A 19,689-nucleotide genomic window follows, 5' to 3' on the forward strand; every position below is an offset into this window, starting at 1 on the left:
GCGCTATCGTGGAACAGGTAGCGCGCGCCTGCCGCCCGTGCCGCCTCGATCTCGGCGCTGATCTTCGTGTGGGTGGCGACCCGGTAGGACTTCTTGAGCCCGCGCGCGGCCAGATCGGGCAAGGCCTCCAGCGCCGCCTCGGCAGTGCCGTAGCGTGCCAGCAGCTGGCGATAGGACACCGGCCCGACATTGGCCGAGCGCAGCAGGCGGATGCGGGCATAGGCCTCGGCCTGCGAAAGCGACCTCGCCTCGGGCCGCTCCCCGCTCACTTCTTGCTGCCAACCTTCGGCTCGGTCCCGGCCTTGAGGCGGGCGATGTTCGCGCGGTGGAGCCAGATCACCAGCACAGCGATCACCGCCAGCACCGGCAAGAACCGGTCATAGCCCAGCAAGGCCGCCGCCAGCACCGCCGCCAGCACCGCGCCCATCCCCGCGACCGAGCTGATCCGCACGCTCGCCAGCAAGCCGAGCCACACCAGCGCATAGGCCAGCCCCACCGGCCATCCGATCCCGAAGGCAACCCCGGCGTTGGTGGCGACGCCCTTGCCGCCCTTGAACTTCAGCCAGACGGGGAAGCAATGCCCCAACACCGCGCCCAGCGCCGCCAGCGGCACCGGTCCGAAGGCACCGGCGGGCAGCGCGCCCTCTTCGCCAAACAGCGCGCGCGCAATCAGCACCGGGGCCAGGCCCTTGAGCAGATCGAGCAGCAGCGTCCCCGCCGCCAGCCCCTTCGAGCCGGTGCGCAGCACATTGGTCGCGCCGATATTGCCGCTGCCGATAGTGCGGATGTCACCCTTGCCCGCCGCCTTGGCGAGCAGCAGGCCAAACGGGATCGAGCCCGACAGGTAACCGATCAGAAATGCGAAAAGAGAATCCAAACCACAACTCCGTTCGCCCTGAGCTTGTCGAAGGGCCGTCTTTGCTTATAGCGCGGCGCTTACGGGAAAGGACAGGGCTTCGACAAGCTCAGCCCGAACGGAATTGGAGCGAATATGCGTACCGATGCCCCCATCCTCATGTTCGACTCGGGCGTCGGCGGGCTCACCGTGCTGGCGGAAACGCGGGCTTTGCTGCCCGATGCGCAATATATCTACGTCGCCGACAGCGCCGCCCTGCCCTATGGCAACAAGAGCGAGGCCGAAATCGCCGCGCGCGTCTGCGGGCTGCTGGGACGACTCGCAGAGCGTTATCACCCGCGCCTGATCTGCATCGCCTGCAACACCGCCTCCACCATTGCGCTCGGCATGGTGCGCGAAGTGCTCGAAACGCCGATCGTCGGCACCGTGCCCGCCATCAAACCCGCCGCCGAGCTTACACGCACCGGCGTAATCGGCCTGCTCGGCACGGCTGCCACCGTGCGCCAGCCCTATGTCGACCAGCTCGAAGCCGAATTCGCCACCGATAAGGTGCTGCTGCGCCATGGCGCGCCCGAACTGGTCGTCGCTGCCGAACGCAAGCTGCGCGGCGAGACACCCGATCCGGCAGCCATCGCCGGAGCCGTCGCCGGTTTGCGCAACCAACCGGGCGGCGACACAATCGACACCGTTGTGCTCGCCTGCACCCATTTCCCGCTGCTGACCGACGAACTGACCAGGGAATTCGGACCGGGTGTCACGTTTATTGACGGAGCGCAAGGAATCGCCCGCCGCATCGCCTACCTCACGCGCGGTCAGACCTTCACACGGCCCGACAGCGACCTCGCAATCATCACAGGTGACGCCAGCCATGACACTGCCCTCCACCAGGCTCTCCGACACTACGGGATCGGCAGAATTGCGGGGTTTTAATGAGAACCCTTCGCAAACATCGCCCTTTCAAAATTGCGCCGGGTTGACTAATTCCGCGCATGAGGATTGCCGCAGCAACAAGCGCGGCGCAGATTGGACCGGTACGCTGAACTACAATCACATCTTCGATCAGGCGATCGACCGTCTCCACGGTGAAGGCCGCTATCGTGTCTTCATCGATATCCTGCGCAACAAGGGAGCCTTCCCCAATGCGCGGTGCTTTGCCGGTCACAACGGCCCGAAGCCGATCACCGTCTGGTGCTCGAACGACTATCTTTCGATGGGTCAGCATCCCAAAGTCGTCGCCGCGATGGAAGAGGCGCTGCACGATGTGGGCGCTGGCTCGGGCGGCACGCGCAATATCGGCGGCAACACCCACTACCATATCGAGCTTGAACGCGAACTGGCTGACCTCCACGGCAAGGATGGCGCGCTGCTGTTCACCTCGGGCTATGTCTCGAACGACGCCACGCTATCGACGCTGGGCAAGCTGCTGCCCGGCTGCGTGATCTTCTCCGACGAGTTGAACCACGCCTCGATGATCGCGGGCATCCGCAACTCGGGCTGTGAAAAGCGCATCTGGCGGCACAACGATGTCGCCCATCTCGAAGAGCTGCTGGCCGCAGAAGCGCCCGACGTGCCCAAGCTGATCGCTTTCGAGAGCGTCTATTCGATGGACGGCGATGTCGCGCCGATCCACGAGGTTTGCGATCTGGCCGAGAAGTATGGCGCGCTGACCTATCTCGACGAAGTCCACGCCGTCGGCATGTACGGCTCGCGCGGCGGCGGCATCTCCGACCGTGACGAGGCCGCCCACCGGCTCGACATCATCGAGGGCACGCTGGGCAAGGCTTTCGGCGTGATGGGCGGCTATATCGCTGCCGATCAGCGCATCATCGATTGCATCCGTTCCTATGCGCCCGGCTTCATCTTTACCACTTCGCTCAGCCCCGTACTGGCGGCGGGCGTGCTTGCCGCGGTAAAGCATCTGAAGCAGTCGAGCGTCGAGCGCGATGGCCAGCAGGCCTCCGCCGCCATGCTCAAGGCGAAGTTCCGTGAGGCCGGCCTGCCGGTGATGGATTCGACCACACACATTGTCCCGCTGATGGTGGGCGACCCGGTGCGCGCGAAGAAGATCTCCGACATCCTGCTCGCCGAATACGGCGTCTATGTGCAGCCGATCAACTTCCCGACCGTGCCGCGCGGCACCGAGCGGCTGCGGTTCACCCCCGGCCCTTCGCACTCCGAAGTGATGATGGACGAACTGACCACCGCGCTGGTCGAGATCTGGGAACGGCTGGAGCTGCAACTCAGTATCGCAGCTTAAGGACCGCATGACGGCTAACGCCAATCCCGGCTTTCGCCACGCTACGCCTGAAGAGATCCAAGCGCTGCTCGAAAGTGACGCGACTCTGGCAAGAAGCTGGGAGGCGCTGACCCCTCTCGCGCGCAACGAGTGGATCTGCTGGACTATCTCGGCAAAGCAGGAAGCGACACGCGCCAAACGGCGCGCTCGCTTGCATGAGGAAGTGACCGACGGGAAGAAGCGGCCCTGCTGCTGGCCAGGCTGCCCACATCGCCGCGAGGCGGCGCGCAAGTGGATAGAACCTTGATGCCGATTAAGGCTTCTCGCGGCGACCGTCGATAGCCAGGCCTGTTGCTGACCCAACTACCGACTTGTCAAAAGGTAAGGGTCGCCGCTCGTAGTCTTTCGCCGCTCAGGCCGCGCGACGGCGGCGACGCAGGAAAAACAGGCCAGCCAGCGCCGCACCGAACAGGCCCATCAGGCCCGGTTCGGGCACCGGCGTGCCGCCACTCGACGACGACGAGGAACCACCCGGAGGCGTGCCGGGGTTGCTCGGCGGGGTATAGCCGCCCTTGTAGGTGCCCACGTGCATCTCGCCGTTTTGCGTCAGGCTGCCGAACACGGCCGACCCCTGAATGTAGTTGGCGGTTTTCGCATGGGCCTTGGGGGCCAGAACCGACCCGCCGAACGCCGTGGTGAAATTGAGGTCCGTTGCCTCGGGGAAGTTCCAGATCACTTTTTCGCCGAGCTGCTGCGTCCCGCCGAGGAAGTTGTCGTTCAGCAGGACCGACGAACCGGTCACATTGACGACCACCGTCTCGGCACCGTTGAGGCGGAAGTCGATCTCGCCGATCTTGCCAAGATCGGAGGCATCGATCGTGAACACCGCCAGGCCGTCGGCACCGGGAGCGGCATTGAAGATTCCGCGGTTGCCGGCGATCTCCAGCGCGCTGTTGGAGCTGAGCGTGCCAAGGTCATGCGACAGATTGAGCATGCTGCTCTCGATCAGGCTGGCATCCTGCTTCAGGTTCTGCACGAAGGCCGGATCGCTCGCGGCAAGGCCGCTGGTGACGACATTCGAGTTGATATTGGTTTTCGACAGGGTGCCGCCGACCTGCACGGTCTGCTGACCGTTGAGGTTGAACCCGCTTTTCACGTCGCCACCAACGATCGCGCCCGAACCATTGTTGAGGTTCTTGTGCCCGCCGGTCACATCGCCGACCACGATCAGGCCGGGCTTGCCGCTCGGCGAGGCTTCGTCGGGCTTGATGTTGTAGTTCGACGAATTGCCGCTGAGATTGCCGCCGACGAAGGTGCGCCCTTCGACTTCCGAGCTGGAGGTGAGATCGCCGAGGACCACGAGGTTCCATTCGCGCAGAATGCCAGTGCCGACGGGAACATCCGCCAGTGCCGCCGTGGACGACATCACTGCCCCGGCAACCAATGCCGATGCGACCAGATACTTGCTGCGAATCATGGGAACTCCAAAAGATCTTGCCGCGTGCGCCTAAAGCACCATCTGCCCGCAGCTAAGCGAACAGATGGACTCGTCCCATAACGGGAAACTATTTTGCAAATGGTTACGCAGAGCCATCCAGGCTAGCGCAGGCTGACCACGTTGTCAGAAACGCGATCGTCTTTGCGGCCAAGGTAGAGGCTCGCCATCGGCTCGTCGTCGACCACCGAAGCCTCGACCGCGCCGAAACCGTTGAACCCGGTCTTCATCGCCGCGCCATAGGCCCCGAGCATGCCGATCTCGATGTAGTCACCCGCCTGAATATCCTCCGGCAGGAGGAACGGGCCTTTCATGTAATCGGCATCGTCGCAGGTCGGGCCGTAGAAGGCGAACTCGGCGAGCGGCTGGGTGAGGTCGTCCTCCAGCGCGCGGACCGGGAAGCGCCAGGCCACATGGGCGGCATCGAACAGTGCGCCATAGGCACCGTCGTTGATGAACAGCTCGTCGCCGCGGCGCTTTTCCACCTTGACGATGATCGACGAATATTCGGCACACAGCGCGCGACCCGGCTCGCCCCACAGCTCAGCCGAATAGGAAATCGGCAGCGCCTCGAAGTGGCGGTGGATCAGCGCGAAGTAGTCCTCCAGCGGAGGCGGCTCCATGCCCGGATAGGACGAGGGGAACCCGCCGCCGACATCAACGATATCGACCGTGACCGCCGCCTCGGCAATCGCCGCGCGCACACGTTCGAGCGCCTGGACATAGGCGAACGGGGTCATCGCCTGGCTGCCGACGTGGAAGCAGATGCCGAGCGCGTCGCAGTGCTGGCGGGTCGCCTGCAGCAGCGGCGCGGCATCGACGAGATCGACCCCGAACTTGGCCGCCAGCGACAGTTCCGAATGCTCGGACGACACGCGCAGGCGCACCAGCAGACGCAGATCGGTTGCAGCGACACCGGCTTCGTCGGTGGTCGCTGCGACCACCTTGGCCAGCTCTTCGATGGTGTCGAGGCTGAAGGTGCGCACGCCGTGGGTGAAATAGGCCTCGCGCACGGCGCTGGCGGTCTTCACCGGGTGCATGAAGCACAGCTCGGCCTGCGGCAGCAGCGCACGCACCATGCGCACCTCGCCAATCGAGGCGACGTCATAGTGGGTGACGCCGTTGTCCCACAGGATGCGGATAAGATCGGGCGAGGGATTCGCCTTCACCGCATACATCGCGGTGCCGGGGAAATGCTCGACAAAGAAACGCGCCGCCCGCGCAGCCGCCTGCGGCCGCGTGAGAATGACGGGTTCGTCCGGCGAAAGGGTGCGGACTACAGCTCGTGCGTCAGGAAAATGGTGCAATTCAAGGGACCCCCTAAGGCTCTAAACCGACAAGAAGCTGCCTTGCGGTGGGAATCCCTTGGGGCAGCGGAAGGGCGCATATAATCCGCCGAGAATGAACTGCAAGTGAAAATGGACGACTAGAACTGCACAGTCGGCACAGCGTCCACAGAGCCCTTCTCGCTATCGTCGAGACGATGAAAATCCGCCTCCGAAAATCCAAGGATTCCAGCGAACAACACCGCCGGAAATGTCTCCCGCCCGGTGTTGTACCGGGCAACCGCTGCATTAAGCGCTCGACGCGCGGCAGCCAGCTTGTCCTCGATAACGGAAAGTTCGCGCTGGAGTTCCTGAAAGTTCGTATTGGCCTTCAGGTCGGGATAGGCCTCCCCCAGCGCCAGCAGCCGGTCGAGCGCGGAACGCAGCTGCTGCTCGTCGCCCGAGGCGAGCGAGCCTTGCGCGGCCGCGTTGCGCGCGGCGATCACCTGCTCGAGCGTGTCCTGCTCGTGCGCGGCATAGCCTTTTACGATATTGACGAGATTGGGAATGACATCATGCCGCTGGCGCAGTTGCGCATCAATGTCGGCCACGCCCTGCCGCACCTGCTGCCGTAGCGAGACGAGCCGGTTGTAGATGCCGATCACCAGCAGCAACAGCACGCCAACGATGGCCAGGCCGATAATCAGGTCCATGCGCGCAATTCTCCCCTATCCCGGTCGCCGTTCAATGTGCCAGTAATCGTTGCACAGGCAAAGGGGTTTGGGTGCAATGATCGCAAGGCCGGACGTAGAGGCGCTGATGGCCGGCGAGCTTGGGCAATGGCTGGAGGCGCAGGTGAGCGTGCGCGAAGAAGCGCGCGTGAAGACCAGACGGCGTTTCCTGTGGCTTGGGGCTGGTCTGCTGGCCCTGATTGGCGTGCTGTCCATCACCCAGGTATCGGATCAGCTGCGCCTCTTCCTCATCTTTGCGCCAGCGATGTTCGGCGCGGTCTGGGCCTGGCGACCACGGGCTGAGGCCGTCAAGGCGGTCAAAACCGGCATTAACGAGGCCATCGCCCGCGCTCTCGGCATTGCCTACATGCACGACTGCGCCCCCGGCACCGGGTTCCTGCGCGCCCGCGCCCACAAAATGGTGCCGCTCTATTCGCGCTCGCGGTTTGAAGACTTATGGCAGGGCGATCTGGGCGGCCTCGCCTTTTCGCTGTGCGAGGTGCATCTCGAAAGAAAGCAGAAAAGCGGCAAGAACAGCCATTATGTGACCGTCTTTCGCGGTCCGGTCATCACCATTGCCGGAGCGCGCCCCTTTCACGGCGTGACCTTGCTCGAACGCGCGGGCAAACATCAGAACATGTTGTGGTTCGGTGAGAAAGACGAGATCCTGCTCGACGGCGTGACGCTCACCCGCGCCGCCATGGTGCATCCCGATTTCGAGGATGCCTTCAGCGTTTACACCAGCGATCAGGTTGAAGCGCGCTGGCTGGTCCACCCAGCCTATATCGAGCGGCTGATCGCGCTTGAGGAGGCTTTCGACGGCAAAAAAGTGCGCGCGCTATTCAAGGATGGCGAGCTGACCATTGTGCTCTCATCCGAAGATATGTTCGAAAGCGGTTCGATCGACGCAGCACGCGACCGTGCCAACATCGAACGAACGGTCGAACAGTTCATGGCAATGGCCGAGCTGGCGACGAGCCTCAACGAGGCACCGCGCTAGCCCGGCCATTTCCCGTGTTCTTACTGGTCGAACAGCTTGGCCCAGCGGCGCGGTTCGCGCTTCTTCCAGTGCTCGCGGTGGTAGGCGTCGGACGCCAGCAGCGGCATCACCGAACCGGCCTCGGCGAACACCATCTGCTCAATCGCGGTGTTGACCTTGCCCCAGCTCGCCGCTTCCTGCAACGTCGAGGACGAGCAGGCACCGTCGCGGACGTCGGCGACGGTGACCTGCACCGCATATTTGTGAACGTCGACATTGTCATGGCCGAGAATTTCGGCGCAGACCACAGTGTCCTGAATGAAGTTCTTGGGCACGCCGCCGCCCACCATCAGCAGGCCCGAAACGCCCGCTTCGATCTTGATCTGGGTCAGCTCGCGGAAGTCGGCAATCGCGTCGAGCACCATGTAGGGCTTGCCAGCCTTCATCGCATCGACCTGATGCTTGACCAGCCCGAACCCGGCCGAGCTGTCCACAAACGCCGGGCAGAAGATCGGCACGTCGTTCTCGTAGGCGAGCTTGACGAGACTGTTTTCCTTCTTGCCGTGCTTCACGAGATACTTGCCCATCTCGCGGATGAAGGCGCGGCTCGAATAGGCCTTGGGCTCCAGCGTTTCGGCGATCTCGAAGATCGTGTGGTCGACGTTCTGGAGGTCTTCCTCGTCGATATAGGTGTCGTAGATGCGGTCGATGTAGAGCGAGCGCAGCGTGTCGTCGTCCGGCACTTCGAGCGCTTGGTAATGCTTGTGGCCGAGCCCCTCGAAGAAATCCATGTCGACGATGGTGGCACCGGTGGCGATCACGGCGTCGACCATGTTGTTGCGCACCAGCTCGGCATAGAGGTCCATGCAGCCGCCCGCGCTGGTCGAACCGGCGATGACGAGGAACACGGTGCAGTCCTTGTCCGACAGCATGTCGTTGTAGATGCCGGTGGCGCGCGCGAGGTCGCGGCTGGTGAAGCTCATCTTGCCCATGGCGTCGATGATCGGGCGCGCATCGAAGCTGGTGATGTCGATATGCTCGACCTGCGTCGACAGCAGTTCGGCCTTGCGGTTGCTCTTGAGGGGATCGTTCATGAGGAGAAGACTCCGGGAGGGTGATATAGGTTGAGCCGCCAGATAGCCGCGTTCGCGCCAGGGATAAAGCGCAGAACGCACATGCAGCATCCAACCCGCTGGCCACGCCCGTTTGCAAGTGCAATAGGCCTGCGCATGACCAAGACAGAACCCCGCATCCCCACCCGCCAAGGCGTGCTCGAAGCGGCCCGCAAAGTCGCTGCCATCCTGCCGCCCACCCCGCTTCTCCCGCTTACGATCGACGGCCAGCAGGTCTGGATCAAGGCCGAGTGCCTGCAACCGGTCGGGGCGTTCAAGATTCGCGGCGCATGGCACCGGCTCTCGGCCTTGAGCGAGGAGGAACGTGTGGCGGGCGTCGTGGCCGTGTCGAGCGGCAACCATGCACAGGGCGTGGCCTGGGCCGCGCACAGGCTGGGCATGGCGGCGACCATCGTGATGCCCGCCGACGCGCCGCCGATCAAACTGGAGCGCACCCGCGAACTGGGCGCCGAGGTGGTGACCTATGATCGCTACAATGAAAGCCGCGAAGAGATCGCCGAAGCCATCGCCGCCGAGAAAGGTGCGACCTACTGCCACGCCTTCGCCGATCCGTGGGTGATCGAGGGTCAGGGCAGTGCCGCAATCGAGATCGCCGAGCAGCTCGCCGCCGTCGGCGCACCGCCCGTCAGCCGCATCGTGGTGTGCTGCGGTGGCGGCGGGCTGACCGCCGGGCTGGCCCTCGCCTGCCCCGAGGCCGAGGTGGTTCCGGTCGAGCCCGAAGGGTGGGACGATGTCGGACGCTCACTCGCCGCGGGGGAAATCTGCCGCGTGGCCGACAATGCGCCGCCCACCGCCTGCGATGCATTGCAAACGCTCGCCACCAGCCCGCTGAACTTCGCCGTGCTGCGCGAGCGCTGCCCGTTTGGCCTGAGCGTGAGCGAAGCCGAGGTGCAGGACGCCCAGCGCCTCGCCTTCGCGCGCCTGCGGCTGGTGCTGGAGCCCGGCGGCACAGTGGCGCTGGCGGCGGCGCTGGCCGGCAAGGCGAAGTGCGATGGCACCACCGTCATCATGGCCACCGGCGGCAATGTCGATCCGCACCAGTTCGCGCGTGTGCTGGAGGCCAGTCCGCGTTAGGCTGCGCCCGACAAGGGAGACAGCCAATGCAAACCGAAATTCTTGCTCCGGCAGCGGTGCTGATCATCTGGTCGCTGGTGATGCTGCTATGGATGGCCGCGGTGCGCCTGCCTGCCCTCGCCCACGCGCGAATACCGCGTGACAAGCGCCGGGGCGGCCGGGGGCAGGATCTGGAAGGCGTGATTGCGCCGGAGATCAACTGGAAGGCGCACAACTACGCCCACCTGATGGAGCAGCCGACGCTGTTCTACGCCTGTGTGCTGATCCTCGCCATGGTCGGCTATGGCCCGGGGGTGCTGGCAGCGGCGTGGGTCTATGTGGGCCTGCGGATCGTCCATTCGCTGTGGCAGGCGCTGGTCAACACCATCCCGGTGCGGTTCGCGCTGTTCCTGCTCAGTTCGCTGGTGCTGACCTACATGGCGATCGAGGCGCTGCTGGCCACGATCTGACGCAGGCGGGCTAGTCCAGCTCGATAGCCGCGAGATCGCCGACGAAGTTCTCCGTCCACCAGTGGACGTTATCGTCGCGCACGGTGCCGATCATCCGCTCCCACCGCGCCTTGCGCTCTTCCAGCGGCATATCGAGCGCGAGGCGGATATTGTGCGCGATATCGTCGGAGCTGTGCGGGTTGATCATCAGCGCGCCCTCGCCGTCGCAATCGAGCTGCGGCGCGGCACCGGCAAACTTCGAGAGGATCAGCACGCCCGGATCGGTTGCGTCCTGCGCCGCGACATATTCCTTGGCGACGAGGTTCATCCCGTCGCGCAAGGGGGTGACGAGACCGATCTTCGCGCCGCGATAGAAGCCGAACAGCTCCTCCTGGCTGTGCCCCCGGTTCACGTAGCGGATCGGCACGATGTCGACCTCCGAGCGCGCACCGTTGATCTGCCCGGTCTTCTGTTCAAGCACGGCGCGGATGTGCTGGTAGCTTTGCACGTCTTCGCGGCTCGGCGGGGCGATCTGGATGAACACGAGGTCGCGCACCCGCTCGGGGTAATTGTCGAAGAAGCGGCCGATCCCGTCGAGCCGCTCGGGCAGGCCCTTGGAATAGTCGAGCCGGTCGACCCCGATCATGGCCGTGCGGTGGCGGGTGGATGACTGCAAGCGCTGTTGCGCCTGCCTTGCTTCGCCCGTCTCGCCCTTGCTCATGAAGTGATCGTAGTCGATCCCGATGGGATAGGCCTTGGCGATGGTCTTGCGCCCGTCGAGCACTACGGTGCCCGTCCGCTCATCGACCTCGGCGCCCAGCTCCTTGCGGCAATAGTGCAGGAAGCTGTCGAGCCACGTACCGTTTTGCAGCCCGATCAGGTCATAGCGCAGCAAGGCCCGCACCAGACGTTCGTGGAACGGCAGCGACACCAGCAGGTTGGTCGGCGGCCAAGGGATGTGGAGGAAAAAACCGATGCGGTTCTTCACGCCCTTTTCGCGCAACTGTTCGCCCAACGGCATCAGGTGATAGTCGTGGACCCAAATGTCGTCGTCGGGCGCGATCAGCGGCACCACCGCCTCGGCAAAGCGCTCGTTCACCCGTTCGTAGCCGACGCCGAATTCGTTTTCGTAGCGGGTCAGATCAAGCCGGAAGTGGAACAGCGGCCACAGCGTCGAGTTGGCATAGCCGTTATAATATTCGTCGACGTCCTGATACTCGAGGTCGATGGTGGCGGTGGTGACGCCGTCGCCAGACCGGGCATAGTTGATCGAGCCGGTGAACTGATCCACCCCCTGCCCCGACCAGCCGAACCAGATCCCGCCATTCTTGCGCAGGGCCGCGTTAAGCGCCCCGGCAAGCCCGCCCTGCGCCCCCGCAGCGCCGCGCGCCTTGGGGACCGCAACGCGGTTCGAAATCACTACCAGTCTGCTCATTATTGCCCCCGTTCGGCCCTCAGCTCATCGCAGCGAATTCCACGGACGCGATAGCAAAGCCGCACAATTGATTACTCCAACCAGCGAATAGGTCTGCGGGAAGTTCCCCCACAGCTCACCGGTTTCGAAATCCATGTCCTCCGACAGCAGCCCCGACCCGGTGCGATGGTCGAGCATGGTGTTGAACAATTCGCGCGCCTCGCCCTTGCGGTCGGTCATCGCCAGCGCTTCGATCAGCCAGAAGGTGCAGATGTTGAACGCGGTCTCCGGCGCGCCGAAGTCATCCTCGGCGGCATAGCGCAGCATGTGCTCGCCCCGGCGCAGCTCCTTCTCCACCTGTTCGAAGGTCGCCACGAAGCGCGGATCGTCGGGCGCGCAGTAGCGCAATTCGAGCAGTTGCAGCAGGCTTGCATCGAGGTAGTCGCTCTCAAAGCTGGCGCCATAGTGCCCCGCCTCTTCCTTCCAGGCCCTGGCCTCGATAGTGGCGCGAATGGCGTCGGCGCGGGTGCGCCAGTGCTCGGCACGGTCGGCCTTGCCGAGATGCTCGGCGCTGTTGGCGAGGCGGTCGCAGGCGGCCCAGCTCATCACTGCGGAGTAGGTGTGAACCTGCTGCCGGGTGCGGAATTCCCACAGGCCCGCATCGGGCTTGTCGTGCATCTCCCAGGCCTTCTCGCCCACCTCCTCCAGCGCCTCGAAGTCGTGATCGTCGGCGATCCTCAGCAGCCGCTTGTCGATAAAGCCCTGCACTGTGGGAAGCACGATCTGGCCATAGCAGTCATACTGCACCTGTTTGTAGGCCGCATTGCCCACGCGCACCGGGCCCATCCCGCGATAGCCCGCCAGCCATCCGGCGGTGGTCTCGTTCAGCTCGCCCTCGCCCATCACCGAATAGAGCGGCTGGATATGCCCGCCCTTGGCTGCATCGACAATGTTGCGCAGATAGCCGAGATACTTCTCCAGCACGTCAAGCGCGCCAAGCCGGTTGAGCGCCTGCACCGTATAATAGGAATCGCGGATCCAGCAGTAGCGATAGTCCCAGTTGCGCTCCGAGCCGGGCGCTTCGGGGATCGAGGTCGTGAGCGCGGCAACAATCGCGCCGGTCTCCTCGTGCTGGCACAGCTTCAGCGTGATCGCACAGCGGATCACCTCTTCCTGCCACTCGTAGGGGGTGGCGAGGCCCCGCGCCCACAGCTGCCAGTACTTGCGCGTCTGCTGCTCCATCGAGCGGACCTGTTCGCGCAGGTTTCCGTTGAACGGCTCGTCCGGGCCGAGGAAGAAGTGGGTGTCCTCCTCAAGGCGGAACCAGCGCTGTTCGAGCACATAGCCCACCGGCGCATCGGTTGAGAGCCGCAGGGCCTGCCCGCTGGTGAGATAGCGGATATGGTTGGTGCCGTTGGTGGTTTCGGCGAGCGTGGCGCCGTGATCCTTCATCGGCCGCAGCACCACCTTTATGCGCGGCGTTCCCGCCACCGGGCGCACGATGCGGGCATAGGCGACCGGGCGATACATCCGGCCCGAGCGTTCGAACCGGGGGCAGAAATCGAGCACCTCGACCGCGCTGCCATCTTCGGACTCAAGCCGGGTGACGAGGATCGGCGTGTTGCGAATGTAGCTTTGCGAAGCCGAAACCTGCCCGGCGATCTCGAACCGCCATACGCCCACGTCCTGCGCATCGCCGTTGACCAGCGCGCAGAAGGTCGGATCGCCATCGACGCGCGGCACGCAGCCCCACACGATGCCGCCGCGCCGGTCGATCAGACCGGAGACCTGACAATTGCCGATCGGCCACAGTTCGAGCGAAGGGGTATGTGTCATTCAATCTCCAGCCATCGGTAAACATCGGCGGGCCGGTCCAGCCCGTAGCGCGCTTGCGTTCCCTTGCGGTCTCCTACCAGCACGCCAAAGCCGCCCAGGTTCCCGGCGGCGCGAAAACCGTCTTCGTCGGTGACGTCATCGCCCACGAACACCGGCGTGGCCCCGGCGAAGGGCCGCTCGGCCATCAGCGCTGCGACCGCCCAACCCTTGTCCGCCCCGCTGGCGACGAATTCGATCACGCACTTGCCGCGCTTGACGCCAAGCCCATGGCGGGCGGCGAAGGTTTCGGCGAAGGCCAGCCCCTTGGCCTCCAATGCGGGATCGTGGCGATAGTGCAAGGCGCCGCCATGCGGCTTGTCTTCGCGGACAAACCCCTCGGCCTCGGCAAAGGCGGCAAGTTCCGCCAGCGCTGCTGCGGAAAGGCCGGTCGGGGCCGCGCCCAGCACCGTGCCGTCGGCCAGACGGCAATCGGCCCCGTGAGAGCCGGCGCGCGCCAGCGCCAGCGGGCCGAGGTGCTTCTCCAGATCGACAATTGCGCGCCCGCTGACCAGCGCCAGACGGCCAGCAAGCCGCTCCGACAGCGCATTCAGCGCCGCAACCAGCCACGGCGGGACGACGATCTGATCGGGACCGGGCGCGAGATCGACCAGCGTGCCATCGAAATCGAGGAACAGCGCGAGCAGCCCGCTATCGCTCAGATCGCGCAGACTTGGCGGCGCAGGCAGTGCTGCCTGCCGGGGGTCGCCATCGACCCCGCGCATCTCGGGATCGCCCGCTATGCCTCTTTCTCCGGGGCCTCGACGCGGGCGAACTTGCCGTCATGGAACAGCAGCGGCGCGGCATCGCCCCGCGCGAAATGCTCCACCCGGCCAAGGAAGATCACGTGATCCCCGCCCTCGAAGCGGTTTTCCAGCGAGCACTCGAAATGGGCCGCGCATTCCTCGAACAAGGGCACGCCGTGCAGCCCCGCATGAACATCGAGCCCCGCGAACTTGTCGACCGAGGAGGCGGCGAACCGCATGGCCAGCTCTTCCTGATGCGCGCCGAGGATATGGACCGCGAAAGCGTCGCAGGCCTCGAAGGCCGCGATCGAGCGCGATGTCTTCGCCAGCGACCACAGCACCAGTGGCGGATCGAGCGAGACCGAGTTGTAGCTGTTGGCCGTCACGCCATAGCGCTCACCCGCGGCATCCACCGTGGTGACGATGGTTACACCAGTCGCAAAGCGCCCCAGCGCGCTGCGAAATTCGAGGGCATCGAAGTCGCTCATGGTCAGGCTGGCTGCATCCCCGTTTCAAACTGCGTGTTGCAATGCGGTATCCCCGGAACGGCGCGGGTTCAAGGTCAGCCTTGTGCAAACGGCGCTTTTGCCCCCGATTGCAGAGCCTGAGCCGCCCGATGAGCCAATTAACCCGGCCTGCGCCTTGCCAGAAATCGATCCTGCCCTATATGGTCTGCCGTCAGAACGGCGGGCACAACGATATGAAATCGCACAGCTTGTCCGCGCAAATAAATAATTAATTTTATCGCCCTTGTCCCGAAGTAATACTTGGTTGTTCTATGGCTCACAAAAGGATTGTCGTAAAAATCGGATCCAGCCTTCTTACGGATCAGACCCGCTTGACCCCGAGATGGGGTTTCATGCAGCGAATAATGGAAGATTTCGCTCTTCTCCGCGATCAGGGATACGATATTCTTTTGTGCTCTTCGGGTTCAGTTGCGCTGGGCATGAAGATGATGGGGGTGACGCCCGAAAATGCCGGGCTGCGTGACAAGCAGGCCTCCGCCGCTTGCGGGATGCCGCTGCTGCTGAATGCCTACAAGCAGATCGGCCATGAATACGATCTCAATATCGCGCAAATTCTGGTGACGCTGGGCGATTTCGAAATCCACTCGCGCTTCCTCAACACCAAGAACACGCTGGTGCGCCTGCTTGAGGCAGGCGTCGTTCCGATCATCAACGAGAACGACACCATCACCACCGAGGAAATCCGCGTCGGCGACAACGACCGGCTGGCCGCCAAGGTCGCGCAGATGGTGCTGGCCGAACACCTGATTATCCTCACCAGCGTCGATGGCCTCTACGATCAGGACCCGTCGAACCCCGATGCAAAGCTGGTGGAAGAGGTGCAGGACGTTAGCCAGTATCTGTCGGTGACCGAGGGCGTCTCCACGCTCGGCAGCGGCGGCATGCTGACCAAGTTGCAGGCCGCCAACATGGCGCAGAATTCGGGCTGTCACACGATCATCGCCAATGGCGAGGCCGATAGCCCGATCTCTTCGGCCTTGTTTGGCGACCGCCCGCGCACGATTTGCCCGGCCCATTCGGAGCCGCTGGCCACCTGGCACGCCTGGCTGTCGGAGCGGCTGCACATTGCCGGCTCCATCGTGATCAACAGCGATGCGGCCGATGCGGTCGATGCGGGGGAGCGCGGCGTTCACCGCGAAGACGTGATCCGCATCGAAGGCTCGTATCACAAGGGCGACGTGATCCACATCTACGACGAAGCGGGCAAGGAGCGCGCCCGCGGGATGAGCGACTTCACCTCCGAGGAGACCGAAATCCTCGTGCGCAACCTCGACATTCCGGTCAAGCAGCTGCTCGGCTACCATTCGCGCGCGGTGCTGGTCGAGCACACCAACCTGACCACGCTCGACGAACGCCACCTGCCGTGGGAACGGCCCGAACCGGCCAAGCAGGCCAGGTTCGAACCGTTTCCCAACGAAAGCCGCTAGCTGAGCAGCGACACGTTGCCACCGGCAGCGGTGGTATCGATGCAGATGTGCCGCTCGACCAGGCACCGGCTGGCGAAGTCGGGCGTGGTGAACAGCGGCACAATAGCTCCATCGCGGCTGGCAAGCGCCTTGCGGATCTCCTTGCGGTCCTCAGTATCGCTGAAGCTCACCACCACCTTGAGCGGCTCGGCCTCGGCCAGCAGCGCACGGTCGAGGAAGCCGTCAATGGCATGCTCGCCCGTTGCACCGGGAGCCACGGCCAGCGCGGGGCAGCCGAGCGCACGCAGCTCTTCAGCCTGATGCACCGCCTGATCGCCGTCGGGGCCAAGGCACAGGATCGGCCCGCGCGGGTGCAGCGAGAGGACATTGCTCTCGCCGGTAGTGCCCGGCATCTCGGTTTCCTCGATCTTGCGATCTGGCGCCTGCGGCAGCGCGGCCAGCGCCGTGTTCAGCTCTTCCAGCGAGACTGGACGGCCGGTCGTGACCGGATCGTTTGCCACCTCGTCGGCATAGAAGCGCGGCAGATAGTGCGGTCCGCCCGCCTTGGGGCCGGTGCCCGAAAGGCCCTCGCCGCCAAACGGATGGGTGCCGACCACCGCGCCGATCTGGTTGCGGTTCACGTACATGTTACCGACGTGGATGCGGTCGGAGATGAAGGTCTGCCGCCGCTTGATGCGGGTGTGCAGGCCTGCGGTGAGGCCATAGCCGCGCCCGTTCACATCGTTGATGATGTCCTGCAACTGCTCCTGCTTGCCGAACAGCGCCAGGTGCAGAACCGGGCCGAACACTTCGCGTTCCAGCTCGTTGATGCCGTTCACGCGGATCACCGCCGGGCCGACGAAATGCCCTTCCTCGGGCGTGGCGATCTGCTTGATCAGCCGCCCCTCGGCCTTGGCCTTGGCGATGTAGTCGCGGATATTCTCCTGCGCCTTGGCGTCGATCACCGGGCCGAGGTCGGTCGAGTGGAACCACGGGTCGTCCACCGTCAGTTCGTCCATCGCGCCCGACAGCATCTCGATGAACTGTTCGGCCACGTCCTGATGCACGTAGAGCATGCGCAAGGCAGAACAGCGCTGCCCCGCCGACTGGAAGGCCGAGGTAATCACGTCCTTCACCGCCTGTTCGGGCAGCGCCGAGCTGTCGACGATCATCGAGTTCAGCCCGCCCGTTTCGGCGATCAACAGCGCATCGGGCGAGAGTGCCTCGGCCATGCTGCGGTTGATCACCTGCGCGGTGTCGACCGAGCCGGTGAAGCACACCCCATCGATCCGCGGATCACCGCTCAGCAGCCCGCCGACCTCGGCGCCGGTGCCGGGAAGCAGCTGGATCGCCGTTTCCGGTACGCCTGCAAGATGGAACAAACGGGTGGCCATGAAGGCAACCAGCGGCGTGGTCTCGGCAGGCTTGGCGATCACGCCGTTACCCGCCGCCAGCGCCGCCGCGATCTGCCCGGTGAAGATAGCGAGCGGGAAGTTCCACGGGCTGATACAGGCGATCACCCCGCGCGGCTTGCGCAGGGCGACTTCGGGCCGCTCGCACTGGCTCGCGTAATAGCGCAGGAAGTCCACCGCTTCGCGCAGTTCGGTCACGGTGTCGACCGGGCTTTTGCCCGCCTCGCGGGTCAACAGGGCATAGAATTCGCCCTCGTTCGCCTCGTAAAGATCGGCGATCCGGCGCAGCACTTCGGCGCGCTCCGCAGGAGATGCATCCCAGGGCCGCGCCGCGCCCAGCGCATTCTCGACGGTCTCGGCCTCCGCTTCGATCACATAGCCGACGATCCGGTCGGGATAGGCCGGGTTACAGATGACGATTTCGTGCCCGGCATTCGCCCCTTCCGCGGCCAGTGGCCCCGCCCGCCAGATCTTCTCCGCATAGGGCATGCGCAGTTCCTGATAGCGGTTGAGGTGCGCGCGCACTGCCAGATCGTAACCGCGTGAATTGACGCGCTCGGGCTGATAGATATCGGCCGGAGCTACAACCTTCTCCTTCGCCTTTTCGCGATCCTCCGCCAGCGTCTCGAACGGGTCAGCAGCGATCGCCTCGGTCGGAATCGCCGGGTTCGAAAGCTGCGCGACAAAGCTGTTGTTCGCGCCGTTCTCCAGCAGGCGGCGCACCAGATAGGCGAGCAGCTCGCGATGGGCACCCACGGGCGCATAGATACGCGAGCGCACATCGCGGTCCTTGAGCAGGAAGCCGTGCAGCCCCTCGCCCATGCCGTGCAACCGCTGGAACTCGAAATCGCGGCGATTGCCCGCCAGTTCGAGAATGGCGGCCACGCTGTGGGCATTATGGGTGGCGAACTGCGGATAGATGCGGTCGGCCAGCTTGAGCAGCTGGTTCGCACAGCAGATATAGCTGATGTCCGTCGCCGACTTGCTGGTGAAGACAGAAAAGCCCTCCACCCCGTTCATCTGCGCCAGCTTGATCTCGCTGTCCCAGTAAGCGCCCTTCACCAGACGCACCATGATCTTGCGGTCAAGCTGCGTCGCCAGCGCATAGAGCCAGTCGATCACATAGCTGGCGCGCTTGCCGAAGGCCTGCACCACCACGCCGAAACCGTCCCAGCCAGCCAGTCGCGGGTCGGCCAGCACCAGCTCGATCAGATCCAGCGAGAGGCCGAGGCGATGGGCTTCCTCGGCATCGATGTTGAGCCCGACATTGGCCTCGGCCGCCCGGCGTGCGAGCACGCTCACCCGCTCGGCCAGCGCGGGGATGGCGCGCGACTGCTGGCTCATCTCGTAACGCGGATAGAGCGCCGAGAGCTTGATCGAGAGGCCGGGATTGGCGCGAATGTCATCGGATTTCGCGGCCGCCGCGATCTCGTCGAGCGCGTGGAGATAGGCCTCGAAGAACCGCTCGCTGTCCTTGGCGGTGACAGCCGCCTCGCCGAGCATGTCATAGCTGTAGGTCGCGCCCTGCTTTTCCCATTTGCGCGCTCGCTTCATCGCCTCGCCGATGGTCTCGCCGAGCACGAACTGCCCGCCCAGAACACGCATCGCCTGCTGCACCGAAGCGCGCACCACGGGCGCGCCGAGGCGCTTGGCCGCGCTCTGCACGGCGGACAGCGGCCCGGCATGTTCGTGATCGTCGAGCAGCGTGGCCGTCAGCCCCAGCGCCATGGTCGAGGCATTGACCAGCGCATTGTCCGAAGCGCCGAAATGCTCGCTCCAGTCGGCCTGGACGATCTTGTCCTCGATCAGCCGGTCGACGGTCTCGCTGTCAGGCACGCGCAGCAGAGCTTCGGCCAGCGTCATCAGGCCCAGCCCCTCCTCGGTCGAGAGGCCATATTCCTGCAGGAAGCTTTCCATCATGGTCGGCTTGGTGTGCTTGCGCACCCGGTCGATCACGCTCCACGCGGCCTCGCCAATGGCCTTGCGCTGCGCGTCGGTGGGGCCATGGCTGGCGATGAGATAATCGAGCACCATTTGCTCGTCCGCGAAGTGGTTGGTGCGGATCTGGGCGCGGTATTGGGATAGAGGCTGGTAAGGCAATTTGGGTCTTTCCTG

General features: G+C 64.4%; 17 protein-coding genes and 1 pseudogene. 7 read left to right on the forward strand and 11 right to left on the reverse strand.

The window, feature by feature from the left end; all coding sequences use genetic code 11:
* Both D2V17_RS00525 and plsY read right to left on the reverse strand, forming a co-directional pair.
* A pseudogene (locus D2V17_RS00525) lies at positions 1-269 on the reverse strand (DNA-processing protein DprA); the annotation flags it as partial.
* Complete coding sequence (gene plsY / locus D2V17_RS00530) at positions 266-877, reverse strand: glycerol-3-phosphate 1-O-acyltransferase PlsY (protein WP_119591199.1); 612 nt, start codon at positions 875-877, stop codon at positions 266-268. The pseudogene D2V17_RS00525 and the gene plsY, both read right to left, overlap by 4 nt.
* Before the next feature lie 114 nt (positions 878-991).
* On the opposite strand from plsY, the gene murI reads away from it, so the two are divergent.
* From murI to D2V17_RS00545, 3 genes are all read left to right on the forward strand, one after another.
* On the forward strand, positions 992-1,786 hold the full coding sequence (gene murI / locus D2V17_RS00535) for a glutamate racemase (protein ID WP_119591200.1): 795 nt from the start codon (positions 992-994) through the stop codon (positions 1,784-1,786).
* Between the two features lie 106 nt (positions 1,787-1,892).
* Positions 1,893-3,113: a 5-aminolevulinate synthase gene (gene hemA, locus D2V17_RS00540; protein WP_119591229.1), complete on the forward strand. Its 1,221-nt coding sequence runs from the start codon at positions 1,893-1,895 to the stop codon at positions 3,111-3,113.
* A gap of 7 nt (positions 3,114-3,120) precedes the next feature.
* Positions 3,121-3,399 carry a YdeI/OmpD-associated family protein gene (locus D2V17_RS00545; protein WP_119591201.1) on the forward strand — a complete coding sequence of 93 codons (279 nt, stop codon included), beginning with the start codon at positions 3,121-3,123 and terminating at the stop codon, positions 3,397-3,399.
* A 105-nt stretch (positions 3,400-3,504) separates the two neighbouring features.
* Here the strand turns inward: D2V17_RS00545 and D2V17_RS00550 are convergent, their stop codons facing one another.
* From D2V17_RS00550 to D2V17_RS00560, 3 genes are all read right to left on the reverse strand, one after another.
* On the reverse strand, positions 3,505-4,569 hold the full coding sequence (locus tag D2V17_RS00550) for a choice-of-anchor A family protein (RefSeq protein ID WP_119591202.1): 1,065 nt from the start codon (positions 4,567-4,569) through the stop codon (positions 3,505-3,507).
* A 122-nt stretch (positions 4,570-4,691) separates the two neighbouring features.
* On the reverse strand, positions 4,692-5,894 hold the full coding sequence (locus tag D2V17_RS00555; RefSeq protein ID WP_119591203.1) for a type III PLP-dependent enzyme: 1,203 nt from the start codon (positions 5,892-5,894) through the stop codon (positions 4,692-4,694).
* 119 nt (positions 5,895-6,013) lie between these two features.
* A complete protein-coding gene (locus D2V17_RS00560) occupies positions 6,014-6,565 on the reverse strand; it encodes a LemA family protein (RefSeq protein ID WP_119591204.1) in 552 nt (183 codons plus the stop codon).
* Positions 6,566-6,641: 76 nt separating this feature from the next.
* On the opposite strand from D2V17_RS00560, the gene D2V17_RS00565 reads away from it, so the two are divergent.
* Positions 6,642-7,583 (forward strand): DUF3137 domain-containing protein, encoded by a 942-nt coding sequence (locus tag D2V17_RS00565; protein WP_119591205.1) that lies wholly within the window; start codon positions 6,642-6,644, stop codon positions 7,581-7,583.
* A 20-nt stretch (positions 7,584-7,603) separates the two neighbouring features.
* Here D2V17_RS00565 and D2V17_RS00570 read toward each other — a convergent pair whose 3' ends face one another.
* Positions 7,604-8,656 (reverse strand): 1,9-bis(guanidino)-5-aza-nonane synthase, encoded by a 1,053-nt coding sequence (locus D2V17_RS00570; RefSeq protein WP_119591230.1) that lies wholly within the window; start codon positions 8,654-8,656, stop codon positions 7,604-7,606.
* Between the two features lie 135 nt (positions 8,657-8,791).
* On the opposite strand from D2V17_RS00570, the gene D2V17_RS00575 reads away from it, so the two are divergent.
* The gene (locus D2V17_RS00575) at positions 8,792-9,769 is read left to right on the forward strand and encodes a threonine ammonia-lyase (RefSeq protein WP_119591206.1); all 978 of its coding nucleotides are present in this window, start codon (positions 8,792-8,794) and stop codon (positions 9,767-9,769) included.
* Between the two features lie 26 nt (positions 9,770-9,795).
* Positions 9,796-10,218 carry an MAPEG family protein gene (locus tag D2V17_RS00580; RefSeq protein WP_119591207.1) on the forward strand — a complete coding sequence of 141 codons (423 nt, stop codon included), beginning with the start codon at positions 9,796-9,798 and terminating at the stop codon, positions 10,216-10,218.
* A gap of 10 nt (positions 10,219-10,228) precedes the next feature.
* Here D2V17_RS00580 and D2V17_RS00585 read toward each other — a convergent pair whose 3' ends face one another.
* From D2V17_RS00585 to D2V17_RS00600, 4 genes are read right to left on the reverse strand one after another with little or no spacing between them, the layout of a single operon-like run.
* Positions 10,229-11,632 carry an alpha,alpha-trehalose-phosphate synthase (UDP-forming) gene (locus D2V17_RS00585; RefSeq protein ID WP_119591208.1) on the reverse strand — a complete coding sequence of 468 codons (1,404 nt, stop codon included), beginning with the start codon at positions 11,630-11,632 and terminating at the stop codon, positions 10,229-10,231.
* A gap of 24 nt (positions 11,633-11,656) precedes the next feature.
* On the reverse strand, positions 11,657-13,447 hold the full coding sequence (locus tag D2V17_RS00590; protein ID WP_119591209.1) for a glycoside hydrolase family 15 protein: 1,791 nt from the start codon (positions 13,445-13,447) through the stop codon (positions 11,657-11,659).
* Complete coding sequence (otsB, locus tag D2V17_RS00595) at positions 13,444-14,208, reverse strand: trehalose-phosphatase (RefSeq protein WP_119591210.1); 765 nt, start codon at positions 14,206-14,208, stop codon at positions 13,444-13,446. The genes D2V17_RS00590 and otsB overlap by 4 nt, the downstream gene beginning before the upstream one ends.
* Before the next feature lie 14 nt (positions 14,209-14,222).
* Positions 14,223-14,717, reverse strand: coding sequence for a flavin reductase family protein (locus tag D2V17_RS00600; RefSeq protein ID WP_119591211.1), 495 nt, complete (start codon positions 14,715-14,717; stop codon positions 14,223-14,225).
* A gap of 290 nt (positions 14,718-15,007) precedes the next feature.
* On the opposite strand from D2V17_RS00600, the gene proB reads away from it, so the two are divergent.
* Positions 15,008-16,183 carry a glutamate 5-kinase gene (gene proB, locus D2V17_RS00605; RefSeq protein ID WP_119591212.1) on the forward strand — a complete coding sequence of 392 codons (1,176 nt, stop codon included), beginning with the start codon at positions 15,008-15,010 and terminating at the stop codon, positions 16,181-16,183.
* Here the strand turns inward: proB and putA are convergent.
* The gene (gene putA / locus D2V17_RS00610; RefSeq protein ID WP_425453600.1) at positions 16,180-19,608 is read right to left on the reverse strand and encodes a bifunctional proline dehydrogenase/L-glutamate gamma-semialdehyde dehydrogenase PutA; all 3,429 of its coding nucleotides are present in this window, start codon (positions 19,606-19,608) and stop codon (positions 16,180-16,182) included. The genes proB and putA overlap by 4 nt on opposite strands.
* Between the last annotated feature and the right edge of the window lie 81 nt (positions 19,609-19,689).

Origin of the sequence: Aurantiacibacter xanthus, assembly GCF_003584015.1 — a bacterium.
Classification (GTDB): Bacteria; Pseudomonadota; Alphaproteobacteria; order Sphingomonadales; family Sphingomonadaceae; genus Alteraurantiacibacter; species Alteraurantiacibacter xanthus.

Bases quoted from the DNA above. Each gene is read 5' to 3' on its own strand.
- murI (WP_119591200.1), top strand. From the start codon at position 992: ATGCGTACCGATGCCCCCATCCTCATGTTCGACTCGGGCGTCGGCGGG.
- D2V17_RS00545 (WP_119591201.1), top strand. From the start codon at position 3,121: ATGACGGCTAACGCCAATCCCGGCTTTCGCCACGCTACGCCTGAAGAG.
- D2V17_RS00550 (WP_119591202.1), bottom strand. From the start codon at position 4,569: ATGATTCGCAGCAAGTATCTGGTCGCATCGGCATTGGTTGCCGGGGCA.
- D2V17_RS00560 (WP_119591204.1), bottom strand. From the start codon at position 6,565: ATGGACCTGATTATCGGCCTGGCCATCGTTGGCGTGCTGTTGCTGCTG.
- D2V17_RS00565 (WP_119591205.1), top strand. From the start codon at position 6,642: ATGATCGCAAGGCCGGACGTAGAGGCGCTGATGGCCGGCGAGCTTGGG.
- D2V17_RS00570 (WP_119591230.1), bottom strand. From the start codon at position 8,656: ATGAACGATCCCCTCAAGAGCAACCGCAAGGCCGAACTGCTGTCGACG.
- D2V17_RS00575 (WP_119591206.1), top strand. From the start codon at position 8,792: ATGACCAAGACAGAACCCCGCATCCCCACCCGCCAAGGCGTGCTCGAA.
- D2V17_RS00580 (WP_119591207.1), top strand. From the start codon at position 9,796: ATGCAAACCGAAATTCTTGCTCCGGCAGCGGTGCTGATCATCTGGTCG.
- D2V17_RS00585 (WP_119591208.1), bottom strand. From the start codon at position 11,632: ATGAGCAGACTGGTAGTGATTTCGAACCGCGTTGCGGTCCCCAAGGCG.
- D2V17_RS00590 (WP_119591209.1), bottom strand. From the start codon at position 13,447: ATGACACATACCCCTTCGCTCGAACTGTGGCCGATCGGCAATTGTCAG.
- otsB (WP_119591210.1), bottom strand. From the start codon at position 14,208: ATGCGCGGGGTCGATGGCGACCCCCGGCAGGCAGCACTGCCTGCGCCG.
- D2V17_RS00600 (WP_119591211.1), bottom strand. From the start codon at position 14,717: ATGAGCGACTTCGATGCCCTCGAATTTCGCAGCGCGCTGGGGCGCTTT.
- proB (WP_119591212.1), top strand. From the start codon at position 15,008: ATGGCTCACAAAAGGATTGTCGTAAAAATCGGATCCAGCCTTCTTACG.
- putA (WP_425453600.1), bottom strand. From the start codon at position 19,608: ATGGTGCTCGATTATCTCATCGCCAGCCATGGCCCCACCGACGCGCAG.